Here is an 11,114-nt window from a genome sequence, read left to right on the forward strand (position 1 = left end):
GCAATCGACAGGAATCCCCATGACGCGCGACTTTCCGGCCGGAAACTACAGCTACATTCCCGCCGTGTTCCAGTACTCCAGCGGCGTCAAGGCGCATCCGGATTTCGAGATCGAGCGCGTCCGCTTCGACCAGCCGGTTCCACTGGCGGACGGCTTTTCGATGATCGCCGATTACATCGAAGCGGCCGATCGTCCGCTGACGTCATTCTGCGCCTGCGAGTTGCGATCGCCGGCGGCTGTCGACGAAGCCGGCTTTCGCGCTTTCAACGAGCGCTACGTTACGACGCTCGCTGACTGGGGCATCTTCGATGGCGTCGGCACCAACAATCCGGTGGCGCGCAGCAACGTCTGCCCCGAGATCGATCCGCCGTTGGAGCCGTCCTTCTACGCCTTCTGCTTCACGCGGCCGATGCTCGGCGCGCGGCCGAGCTTCGTGATCGCCGGCGGCGCGGAGTCGCGCGGCGGCCCCGGCAGCTATCCGGAACGAATCGTGCGCTATCGCGATCTCAGTCCGGCCGCCTGGCAGGACAAGGTCCGTTTTACGGTCGGCGAGATGGAAAGCCGTCTCGGCGCCTTCGGCCACGGCTGGAAGGATACCACCGCGACGCAGGTCTACACCGTGCACGATTTCCATGCCGTGGCTGCCGACGAACTGGTGCGTCACGGTGCGGCCCGCTCCGGCCTGACCTGGCACTATGCCCGGCCGCCGGTTGTTGACCTGGAATTCGAGATGGACACACGGCGGGTGTCGCGGGAATTCGTGATCTAACGGCAAGGCCTCGTGCCCCGGACGCGGTGCACTGCGCCGCGCTTGCGGCGTGGTGCTTCGCAGATCCGGCAACTGTAATTTTCGTGATCAAGCGTGAAAGGGCGCTTGATCACGAAGCACCGCCTTGAGGGTGACGAGCAGCTTGCGAGCGACGGCGATCAGGGCGATTTTGGCGGGTTTGCCCGCGTCTCTCAGGGCACGATAGGCTGCTGCGAACCGGGATTTGGTTCGAGTGACGGAGACGGCCGCCATGTAGAGGGCTTCGCGGACCCGGCGCCTGCCGCCGTGGATCTTGCGGGCACCGCGGAACTTGCCGCTATCGACATTGAAGGGCGCCAGTCCAGCCAAAGCGGCGATGGCCTTTGGCGAGCGGGAGCCGAGTTCCGGCATCAGTGCCAACAGCGTGGCGGCGCAAACCGGGCCGATGCCCGGCACCGAGCGCATCAGGCGTTGTGCGGCGTGCAGGCCCTGCTGCCCGGCAATCAGGGTGGCGATCCGCCGATCGATGCGCTGGATAGCCTGATCGAGCCAGGCGATATGCTGCATCAGCTCGTCCAGCAGGTCGGCGCCGGTTGCGGCAAGGCGGGTGCGCTCCTGCTTGCGGCAGGCGACGAGCTGATCGCGGCGCTTGTGCAGGTCGGCAAGCTGCTCCCGCGCCGGGTCGGTGGTGCCGTCGGCGCCGGGCCGCAGGCATTGGGCCATCGCCGCCAGCATCCGCGCGTCGATTGCGTCGGTCTTGGCGAGCAAGCCGATGGAGCGGGCGAAATCCCGGGCGCGGGCGGGGTTGACCCGCGCGAAAGCGATGCCGGCCGCGCTCAAGGCCCGGCGCAGCGCCTTGTCGTAGTGGCCGGTGGCCTCGAACAGCACGAATACATCGCTGCCGGCCCACCCCGCGATCAAGGCGTTGACCGCCTCGGGGAGGTTGTCGATGCGGCGCACCGTGCCGATGTTGCTGTCGAAGACGTCAAGAAAGTCCTTGGAGATATCGATTCCAACGAAGCCAGGATGTATGATCATGATGCCTGTCCCTGTGCTGCGAGGTCCGCGGCGAACGGCCTCGATCAACTGTTCAGGTGTGGGTAATGTAGCGCGGGCGGGTGCCAAGCCGGATCACGGTCTTCATGACCAGGGGCCCAACGGCATCCCGCCCGCACCCATCATGACAGATCCCGACTACACAGGGGCCCATGCTCAGTTGTGCGTCGATTGGGTCCCGGATCTGCGGAGCAGCGCAAGAGCGCTGCACCGCGTCCGGGAAACGAGGCTAGGGCGCTGAAACCCCATTCACCGCGTGACACGCCACGCCATCGATCAATTCCGGCACCACGGCGCGGCACAGGTCGAACACGTCCGGGCAGCGCGGATGGAACGGGCAGCCGGACGGCGGGTCGATCGGGTTGGGGATCTCACCCTTCACGGCGATGCGGGCGCGGCCGGACATCGCCAGATCCGGCACCGCACCGAGCAGCATGCGGGTGTAGGGCATACGCGGATGGCTGAACAATTCGCGGCCTTCGGCAATCTCGACAATGCGGCCGAGATACATCACGCCGATCCGGCTTGCCATGTGCCGGACCACCGCGAGATTGTGGCTGATGAACAGGTAGGTCAGGCCGAACTTGTCCTGCAGGTCGCGCATCAGGTTGAGGATCTGCGCCTGCACGGAGACGTCGAGCGCCGAGGTCGGCTCGTCGCACACGAGAAACTCGGCTTCCGAGGCCAGCGCGCGGGCGATAGCCACGCGCTGGCGCTGGCCGCCGGAGAATTCGTGCGGAAACTTCTGCGCATCGTCGGGATGGAGCCCCACCAGCGCCAGCAACTCGCCGACGCGGCCGTTGATGTCGCGCTCGCCCTGGATCAGGTCGAAGGCGCGGATCGGCTCGGCAACGATGGTGCCGACGCGCATGCGCGGATTGAGCGACGCATAGGGATCCTGAAAGATCATCTGGATGCGCTTGCGCAGCTTCTGCCGCGCTTGCGCCTGTCGGGGATCGCTCATGGAGACGCCGTCGATGATGACCTCGCCGGAGGAGGGCGGCAGCAGCCCCACCACCATGCGCGCCACCGTGGTCTTGCCCGAGCCGGATTCGCCGACCAGCGCAAAGGTCTCGCCTTTGGCGATATCGAACGATACGCCGTCCACCGCGCGCAAGAATTCCATCGGGCTGCGCTCGATCACCCGGTTCAGCCAGGGCCTTGAGACGTCGAAGGTCCGACGGAGGTTACTCACCTCTACGAGTTTCGTCATGCCGCGGACTCCGTCGCCGCGTCGCGGTCATAGAGATGGCAGGCGACGCTCTGGGCGCCGACGGGGATCGGCTCCGGCCGCTCGATCCGGCAGCGATCGAAGGCAAAGGCGCAGCGCGGGTTGAAGGCGCAGCCCGGCGGAATGTTCGACAGCCGCGGCATCGAGCCCGGAATTTGCACGAGGCGCTTGCTGGCGTCGCCGGCGAGCGTCGGGATCGCGCCCATCAGGCCCTTGGCATAGGGATGCAGCGGATTCTGTACCACGTCGCGCACCGGGCCGATCTCAGCGATGCGGCCGGAATACATCACCGCGACGCGGTCCGAGGTCTCGGCGATCACGCCCATGTCGTGGGTTACCAGCATCACCGCGGTGCCGTGGTCGCGGCCGAGCCGCTTGATCAGCGCGATGATCTGCGCCTGTACGGAGACGTCGAGCGCGGTGGTCGGCTCGTCCGCGATGATCAGTTCGGGCTCGGCAGCGATCGCCAGCGCGATCACCACCCGCTGGCGCATGCCGCCGGAGAACTCGTGTGGATAGGCATCGATGCGTTTTTCCGGCGCGGGGATGCCGACCTCGGCGAGCAGGTCGATGGCGCGTTTTCGCGCGGCGGTTTCGTTGAGGTTGAGATGGGTCCGGATGGTTTCGACCAGCTGGTCGCCGATCCGGTACAGCGGGTTCAGGCTGGTCAGCGGATCCTGGAAGATCATGCCGATGCGCCTGCCGCGGATTCTCCGCATGTCCTCCGGCGGCAGATTGTCGATGCGCAGGCCGGAGAGCCAGATCTCGCCGCCGGCAATGCGGCCGGGCGGGTCGATCAGGCCGATGGCGGCGAGGCCGGTGACGGATTTGCCGGCGCCGGATTCGCCGACCACGCCCAGCACCTCGCCCTTGGCGATGTCGAAAGAGACGCCGTCGATGGCGCGCAGCGCGCCGCGCCGATTGACGAACTCGACCCGGAGATCGCGGACGGAGAGGACGGGTTCGATCATGCGCGGCTTTGCCTGAAAGGGGTGTGACGTCATCGCAGTTTCGGATTCAGCGCGTCGCGCAGCCAGTCGCCGAGCAGGTTGATGGACAGGATCAGCGACGCCAGCGCCAGGCCCGGAAAGATCACCACCCACCACTCGCCGGAGAACAGATAGTTGTTGCCGATGCGTATCAGCGTGCCCAGCGACGGCATGGTGTCGGGCATGCCGGAGCCGAGGAACGACAGCGTCGCTTCGGTGATGATGGCCAGCGCCAGGTTGATGGTGGCGATCACCAGGATCGGCCCCATGGTATTGGGCAGCACGTGGCGGATCATGATCACCCGCGCCGGCAGCCCGATCAGCTGCGCCGCGGCGACATAGTCCCGGTTCTTCTCCACCATCACCGAGCCCCTGACGGTGCGGGCATATTGCACCCAGAAGCTCAAGCCGATGGCGACCACCAGCACCATGAGGGTGGTGGTGGCATCGAGCTGGTTGCCGAGCGCCGATTTGACGACGCCGTCGATCAGCAGCGCGATCAGGATGGCGGGAAAGGTCAGCTGCACGTCGGCGATGCGCATGATCAGGGTGTCGATCCAGCCGCCGAAATAGCCGGCGATCAGGCCGAGCGAGATGCCGAGCACAGCTGCGAAGGCCACGCCGAGCACGCCGACGGTGAGCGACACCCGCAGGCCGTAGAGGATGGCGGAGAGCACGTCGCGGCCCTGTTCGTCGGTGCCGAGCAGGAACGGACTCTGGCCATCCGCGGTCCACAGCGGCGCGATGCGCGAATTGATCAGTTCGAGCTGCGCCGGATCGAAGGGGTTTTGCACGGCCAGCCAGGTGGCGAAGATCGCCAGCAGGAAGAACACCAAGGTGACGAAGGCCGCCACCATGGTCATCTTCGAACGGCGGAACAAATAGAAGATGTCGCTATCGATGGCGCGCGCGAACAGGGAGCGATGGCGCGGGGCGGGAATGTCGGTCATGTTCGTGCGCTCATGCCGGCCGGCCCACGGTGGCGCGCAGGCGCGGATCGACGATGGTGTAGAGGATGTCGACGATCAGGTTGATGGTGACGAAGATCAACGACACCACCAGCAGGTAGGCGGCCATGATCGGAATGTCGACGTTCTGCACCGCCTGCACGAACAACAGCCCCATGCCGGGCCACTGGAACACGGTCTCGGTGATGATCGCAAAGGCGATCACCGAGCCGAACTGCAGGCCGGCGACGGTGATGACCGGCACCAGCGTGTTCTTCAGCGCGTGGCCGAAATGGATCGCCCGCGTGGTCAGGCCGCGGGCCCGGGCGAAGCGGATGTAGTCGGTGCGCAGCACTTCGAGCATTTCGGCGCGCACCAGCCGCATGATCAGCGTCATCTGGAACAGGCCGAGGGTGATCGACGGCATGATCAGCGCCTTGAGGCCGGACGCCGTGAGCAGGCCGGTGGTCCACCAGCCGAAATGCACGACGTCGCCGCGCCCGAACGATGGCAGCCAGCCCAGCACCACCGAGAACAGGTAGATCAGCAGGATGCCGATCAGGAAGGTCGGCAGCGAGATGCCGATCAGCGACACCGCCTGGAACAGCTTCGCGAGCAGCGAGTCGCGGCGCAGCGCGCAATACACCCCCATCAGGATGCCGGACAGCATCGCCAGGATGGTGGCGCAGGTGGCGAGTTCAAGCGTCGCCGGCATGCGCTCCTTCAGCAGGGCCGAGACCGGCTGGCGAAACTGGTAGGAGACGCCGAACTTGAACTGCGCCGCATCAATAAAATAGCGCGCGAACTGCACGGGAACGGGATCGTCGAGCCCGAGCGATTTGCGGATCTGCATACGCTGCTCATACGAGGTATCGATCGACACGATCTGGTTCACCGGGTCGCCGGCGAAGCGGAACATGGCAAACGAGATGATACCCACGGCGATCATCACGCCGACAGATTGCAAAGCGCGGCGCAGAATGAAAGCGAGCATGGAGTCCTTTCGCTTTCTCAAAAGGTGAATGCGGCGAGGCGCATGAACAACGAAACGGGGCCCTCATGGTAAGGAGCCCGCCGCTGGGCGGGCGTCTCGAACCATGAGTTGTTGTGCTCATCCTTCGAGACGCCGCCAAGAGGCGGCCCCTCAGGATGAGGCCCTAATCCTGCTTGGTGGCCCAGTACAGCAGCACCTGGTTGTCGGCGCGCTGGGTGAGCTTGACCTTCTTCGACACGCCCCAGGCCAGCGCCTGTTGGTGCAGCGGGATGTAGCCGAAGTCCTTGGCGCCGATCTCATAGGCGGCCTTGATCAGCAGGTCGCGCTTGGACGGATCGGTTTCCTGCAGCACCTTGTCGGTGAGGGCGTCGAAGTCCTTGTTGCAGTAGCCGCCGACATTGGTGTCGCCGCGCGAGCTGGCGGGATTGTCGCGACAGCCCATGATCTCGTACAGCACGTTGTGGGAGTCGAGCGTGCTGGGCGTCCAACCCAGCATGTAGAACGAGGAGTTGAAGCCGCCGGACTTCAGGATCTTGGCGAAATACAGCGCCTTCGGCTGCGCCAGCAGGTTCACCTTGATGCCGATCCGCGCCAGCATGCCGACCACGGCCTGACAGATCGCGGCGTCGTTGACGTAGCGGTCATTGGGACAATCCATGCCGACTTCGAACCCGTCGGGATAGCCCGCCGCGACGAGCAGTTTCTTGGCACCGTCTGCATCATATTTCGGCCGGGTGAACTCGCCCGACAGCTTGAACAATTGTGGCGCAATCATCAGGGCCGACGGCGTCGACAGGCCGCGCATGACGCGGGTCTTGATCAGCTCGATGTCGATGGCCTTGTAGAAGGCCTCGCGGACGCGGATGTCCTTGAACGGGTTCTTGCCCTTGACGTTGGAGAATCCCAGTTCGTCGCGGACCTGGTCCATGCCGAGGAAGATGGTGCGCAGTTCGGGACCGGTCATCACCACGGCGTTGGGGCTGGCCTGGACCCGCGCGATATCCTGGATTGGCACCGGCTCCATCATGTCGATCTCGCCCGACAGCAAGGCTGCGACGCGGGTGGCGTCGGATGCGATCGGCGTGAAGATGATTTCCTTGAGATTGTGCTCGGGGTTGCGCCACCAGTTCGGGTTGGCCTTGAACACGGTCTTGACGCCGGGCTGATGGCTTTCGATGGTGAACGGCCCGGTGCCATTGGCGTGCAGCGACGCAAAGCTCGGTGTGGTGGCTGCGGCTGGGGTCGGCTCGACGGCGCCGTTTTCCTCGCACCACTTCTTGTCCATGATGTACCAGGTATCCCACAGCGACGTCAGGATCGGATTGGGCGCGGTCAGGATGAAGTCGACGGTGTAGTCGTCGATCTTGACCACCTTGGCATCGCTGGGGACGCGGGTCGCAAAGTTCGAGCCCTTGGCACGGACGCGGTCGGCGGAGAACACCACGTCGTCGGCGGTGAAGGGGTCACCGTTGTGGAATTTGACGCCCTTGCGCAGGTGGATGCGCCAGCGGGTCGGTTCCGGCGTTTCCCAGCTTTCGGCGAGGCCGGGAATGATCGTCAGGTCCTTGTCGCGCGCGGTCAAGCCTTCATAGATATGGCCGTGATGGGCGATGGTGGTGGATTCGTTCAGCGTATAGGGATCGAGCGATTTCAGATCGCCCTGGTTGGCATAGCGTAGCGTCTGCGCCTGGGCCGAACACGTCGCGAAGATGGCGATCGATGCGGCCAGACAAATCTTACGGATCAACATGCGTCGCGTCTCCCCCGGCGGTTGCTGCCAGCACCGCGTTACCCTGCAACCCACGTGCCATGTTGGCAGAGTTTCTATCCGGCGCAAGCGGCATCTGGCAGACCCGGCCAGCGGACGGCCGCTGGCGGACATGATCACCGGGGTGGCGCCGCTCGACGATCCCAAGGCCTCCGGCGTCGAACGCTTCGGTTGCTCGCGCGCTGCACTGCATCAGCCGGACCGCTTGCATTGTGACGGACCGCGGCGATACTGGCGCTGCGTCGTCGTGCACGTCGGCATGACGACCGGATTCAGGAGCCTTTGATGAAAGTTACCGTTGTCGTGGATTGCACCCCGGAAGAGGCGCGTGCGTTCTTTGGCCTTCCCGACGTGCAGCCGATGCAGGCCGCGATGATGGACCAGATGCAGGGAAAGATGATGGCCAACATCGACAAGTTCTCCCCGGAATCCATCATGCAGAGCTGGTTCACCTTCGATCCCAAGATGGGTGAGCGCTTTACGGAAATGTTCTCCAACATGGCCTCGCTCGCCACCGGCCGGACGCCGGAGAAGAAGTAACTTGTGGGGTGGGCAAAGCCTCGGCGGCGCAAGCGCGGCGAGGCGTGCCCGCCACAGCGGTTCAATGATCGCGCGACGATGGTGGGCGCGGCGCAACGCGCCTTTGCCCACCCTACGGCATCTCATTTTTGCCATTGCATATCCGCTACCGGAACAGGCACAATCCCCGTCAGAGCGCCGCAAAGGCGCCGGCATGGTTACGGGGAGGGACATCATGGCGGACGCCGGCAAGAAGCTGTCCTCGATGGACGCGTCGTTTCTTTATCTCGAGACGCCGGAGATGCCGATGCACGTCGGCAGCATGGCGATCTTCCGGCTGCCCGAGGGCCACGCCGGCAGCTTCTTTGAAGAATTCAAGGCGATGATCGCGTCGCGCCTGCACCTCGCGCCGATCCTCAAGGCGCGGCTGGAAAAGACCCCGCTGGACATCGATCATCCTTCCTGGGTCGAGGACGACCAGTTCGATATCGACCGCCATATCTTCCGCGGCACCCTGCCGGCGCCGCATGACCGCGCCACGCTGGAGCGCATCGTCGGCTGGATGCATGCCAAGCTGCTCAACCGCGCGCGACCGCTATGGGAGTTCTACGTCTTCGAGGGCATGAAGGACAACGAGGTCGGGCTGTATTCCAAGATGCACCACGCCTGCATCGACGGCGGCGCCGGCGCGGCGCTGACCAACATGATCTATGACGTGACGCCGGTGCCGCGCGAGGTGGAGAAGCCCGCGGCCCGCGCCAAGGCCGGGCCGGAGCCGCGCGATATCGCCGCCGGCCTGATCGATTCCTACCGGCAGCTATGGCTGAATCCGTTCGATAGCGCCGCTGCCAAGGGCATCGAACTGCCGCGCAGCGGCAAGAGCGACCTCGGCTCGATCCTGTTCGACAACGCCATGTTCCAGATCGAGAGCGCGGTGAAGTTTGCCGGCGCCCTTCCTACCATGCTGAAGAGCGTGGCCGATGTCGTCGGTAAGGTGGCCGATCCCAAGTCGCGCGACAGCCTCACCAGCATGGTGTCGCCGTCCACCGTGCTCAACAAGGCGATCTCGTCGGAGCGCAGCTTTGCCGGGGTCTCGGTGTCGCTGTCGGCGGCCAAGGCGCTGGCCAAGCAGGCCGGCGGCAAGCTCAACGATGTGGTGCTGGCGCTGTCATCGGGCGTGGTCCGGCGCTATCTCAAGGAGCGCGGGGAGTTGCCGGCGAAATCCATGACCGCTGCGGTGCCGATCTCGCTGCGCGAGGAGGGCAATACCGAAGCCAACAACCAGGTGTTCGGCATGATCTGCGCCATCGCCAGCGATATCGCCGATCCCAAGGCGCGGCTGGAAGCGATCATCGCGCAATCGACCAAGTCGAAGGAAATGTCGCACCCGCTGCGGGCGCTGATGCCGCAGGTGTCGAACGTCTCGATGCTCGGCGCGCCGATCGTGGTGCAGATCCTGGCGCTGCTCTACAGCCGCTCCAGCCTGTCCGACGTGCTGCCGCCCGCGGCCAACATCACGGTGTCCAACGTGCCCGGCCCGCGGCAGACGCTGTATGCGGCCGGCGCCGAGCTGCTGCACATCTTCCCGGTGTCGATCGCCACCCATGGCCTGGCGCTGAACATCACCGTGCAGAGCTATCGCGACCAGCTCGATTTCGGTTTCATCGCCGGGGCCAATATCATCCCCCATGTCCAGGTGTTGGCCGACATGCTGCCGCAGGAGTTCGCCGAGCTGCAGGCGGCGTTCGCGCCGCCCGGCAATCTGCAAAGCGCTGCCAGTTGAGCTCAGGAGCAACCATGACCGAGATGCCGCCGTTGCAGTTCGCCGAGGTCAACGGCATCCGCATGGGCTTCTACGAGGCGGGTCCGAAGACCGATACGCCGCCGATGGTCCTGTGCCACGGCTGGCCGGAGCTGGCATTCTCGTGGCGGCACCAGATCAAGGCGCTCTCCGAAGCCGGCATCCGCGTCATCGCGCCGGACCAGCGCGGCTATGGCGCCACCGATCGGCCTGAGAAAGTTGAGGATTATGACCTCGAGCATCTCACTGGCGATCTGGTCGGGTTGCTCGATCACCTGAAGATCGACAAGGCAATTTTTGTCGGCCATGACTGGGGCGGCTTCGTCATCTGGCAGATGCCGCTGCGCCATATCGACCGCGTCGCCGGCGTGGTCGGCATCAACACGCCGCACACGCCGCGGGCGCCGGTCGATCCGCTGCAGATTTATCGCAAGCGCTTCGGCGACCAGATGTACATCGTTCAGTTCCAGGATCCCGCCCGCGAGCCCGACCGCATCTTCGGCAGCCGCGTCGAGCAGACGTTCGACGCCTTCATGCGCAAGCCGATGCCGCGCAAGGAAATGGCCATGGCGGAAGGCCCATCGGCCGGGATCGGCGCTTCGCCCAAGACCAATCTGGCGTTTCCGCAAATGATCGCGGCGTATGACGCCGCAAAGGACCCGCGCCCGCAAATCCTGTCGCCGGAGGAGAAGAAGGTGTTCGTCGACACCTTCACCCGGACCGGCTTCACCGGCGGCATCAACTGGTATCGCAACATGACCCGCAACTGGGAGCGCTGCGAAGGCCTGGACCACACCGTGCGCGTCCCCGCGCTGATGATCATGGCCGAGAACGATGCGGTGCTGCCGCCGTCGGCCGCCGACGGCATGGAGAAGATCGTGCCGGATCTGGAGAAATACCTGGTGAAGGATAGCGGCCACTGGACCCAGCAGGAACAGCCGGACGAGGTGAGCGCCAAGCTGATCGAATGGCGAAGGAAGAGGTTCGGGTGACCCGTAGGATGGGTAGAGCGTAGCGAAACCCATCAATTCAATTCTCGCAATGATGGGTTTCGCGAAGGC

At 64.8% G+C, this 11,114-nt stretch carries 10 protein-coding genes; 4 read left to right on the plus strand and 6 right to left on the minus strand.

Annotation, left to right across the window (positions count from 1 at the left end; all coding sequences use genetic code 11):
* The first annotated feature begins 19 nt into the window (after positions 1–19).
* The gene (locus tag ONR75_RS11895; RefSeq protein ID WP_265082766.1) at positions 20–769 is read left to right on the plus strand and encodes a hypothetical protein; all 750 of its coding nucleotides are present in this window, start codon (positions 20–22) and stop codon (positions 767–769) included.
* Positions 770–856: 87 nt separating this feature from the next.
* On the opposite strand, the gene ONR75_RS11900 is transcribed toward ONR75_RS11895, so the two are convergent.
* The 6 genes from ONR75_RS11900 to ONR75_RS11925 all read right to left on the minus strand — a co-directional run bounded on the left by ONR75_RS11900 (position 857) and on the right by ONR75_RS11925 (position 7,715).
* Positions 857–1,873: a transposase gene (locus ONR75_RS11900; protein WP_320109724.1), complete on the minus strand. Its 1,017-nt coding sequence runs from the start codon at positions 1,871–1,873 to the stop codon at positions 857–859.
* A 160-nt stretch (positions 1,874–2,033) separates the two neighbouring features.
* The gene (locus ONR75_RS11905) at positions 2,034–3,017 is read right to left on the minus strand and encodes an ABC transporter ATP-binding protein (protein WP_265082767.1); all 984 of its coding nucleotides are present in this window, start codon (positions 3,015–3,017) and stop codon (positions 2,034–2,036) included.
* Entirely contained in the window at positions 3,014–4,006 is a 993-nt protein-coding gene (locus ONR75_RS11910; RefSeq protein WP_265082768.1) for an ABC transporter ATP-binding protein, read from the minus strand. Before ONR75_RS11910 ends, ONR75_RS11905 begins: the two co-directional genes overlap by 4 nt.
* 29 nt (positions 4,007–4,035) lie before the next feature.
* Positions 4,036–4,974 carry an ABC transporter permease gene (locus ONR75_RS11915; protein WP_265082769.1) on the minus strand — a complete coding sequence of 313 codons (939 nt, stop codon included), beginning with the start codon at positions 4,972–4,974 and terminating at the stop codon, positions 4,036–4,038.
* 10 nt (positions 4,975–4,984) lie between these two features.
* Positions 4,985–5,965, minus strand: coding sequence for an ABC transporter permease (locus ONR75_RS11920; RefSeq protein WP_265082770.1), 981 nt, complete (start codon positions 5,963–5,965; stop codon positions 4,985–4,987).
* A gap of 163 nt (positions 5,966–6,128) precedes the next feature.
* Positions 6,129–7,715, minus strand: a complete 1,587-nt coding sequence (locus ONR75_RS11925) for an ABC transporter substrate-binding protein (protein ID WP_265082771.1) — start codon at positions 7,713–7,715, stop codon at positions 6,129–6,131.
* A gap of 303 nt (positions 7,716–8,018) precedes the next feature.
* Between ONR75_RS11925 and ONR75_RS11930 the strand changes: the two genes are divergently transcribed.
* The 3 genes from ONR75_RS11930 (at position 8,019) to ONR75_RS11940 (ending at position 11,045) form a co-directional block, all read left to right on the plus strand.
* Positions 8,019–8,273: a DUF6489 family protein gene (locus ONR75_RS11930; protein WP_265082772.1), complete on the plus strand. Its 255-nt coding sequence runs from the start codon at positions 8,019–8,021 to the stop codon at positions 8,271–8,273.
* A 214-nt stretch (positions 8,274–8,487) separates the two neighbouring features.
* Positions 8,488–10,035 (plus strand): WS/DGAT/MGAT family O-acyltransferase, encoded by a 1,548-nt coding sequence (locus tag ONR75_RS11935; RefSeq protein WP_265082773.1) that lies wholly within the window; start codon positions 8,488–8,490, stop codon positions 10,033–10,035.
* Between the two features lie 14 nt (positions 10,036–10,049).
* Positions 10,050–11,045: an alpha/beta fold hydrolase gene (locus ONR75_RS11940; RefSeq protein WP_265082774.1), complete on the plus strand. Its 996-nt coding sequence runs from the start codon at positions 10,050–10,052 to the stop codon at positions 11,043–11,045.
* Positions 11,046–11,114 lie beyond the last annotated feature (69 nt).

This window comes from Rhodopseudomonas sp. P2A-2r (assembly GCF_026015985.1).
Taxonomy (GTDB): domain Bacteria; phylum Pseudomonadota; class Alphaproteobacteria; order Rhizobiales; family Xanthobacteraceae; genus Tardiphaga.

What these genes read in the sequence shown, in the direction of transcription:
- ONR75_RS11895 (WP_265082766.1), top strand. Translation starts at nt 20, where the DNA reads ATGACGCGCGACTTTCCGGCCGGAAACTACAGCTACATTCCCGCCGTG.
- ONR75_RS11915 (WP_265082769.1), bottom strand. Translation starts at nt 4,974, where the DNA reads ATGACCGACATTCCCGCCCCGCGCCATCGCTCCCTGTTCGCGCGCGCC.
- ONR75_RS11910 (WP_265082768.1), bottom strand. Translation starts at nt 4,006, where the DNA reads ATGATCGAACCCGTCCTCTCCGTCCGCGATCTCCGGGTCGAGTTCGTC.
- ONR75_RS11930 (WP_265082772.1), top strand. Translation starts at nt 8,019, where the DNA reads ATGAAAGTTACCGTTGTCGTGGATTGCACCCCGGAAGAGGCGCGTGCG.
- ONR75_RS11925 (WP_265082771.1), bottom strand. Translation starts at nt 7,715, where the DNA reads ATGTTGATCCGTAAGATTTGTCTGGCCGCATCGATCGCCATCTTCGCG.
- ONR75_RS11935 (WP_265082773.1), top strand. Translation starts at nt 8,488, where the DNA reads ATGGCGGACGCCGGCAAGAAGCTGTCCTCGATGGACGCGTCGTTTCTT.
- ONR75_RS11940 (WP_265082774.1), top strand. Translation starts at nt 10,050, where the DNA reads ATGACCGAGATGCCGCCGTTGCAGTTCGCCGAGGTCAACGGCATCCGC.
- ONR75_RS11905 (WP_265082767.1), bottom strand. Translation starts at nt 3,017, where the DNA reads ATGACGAAACTCGTAGAGGTGAGTAACCTCCGTCGGACCTTCGACGTC.
- ONR75_RS11920 (WP_265082770.1), bottom strand. Translation starts at nt 5,965, where the DNA reads ATGCTCGCTTTCATTCTGCGCCGCGCTTTGCAATCTGTCGGCGTGATG.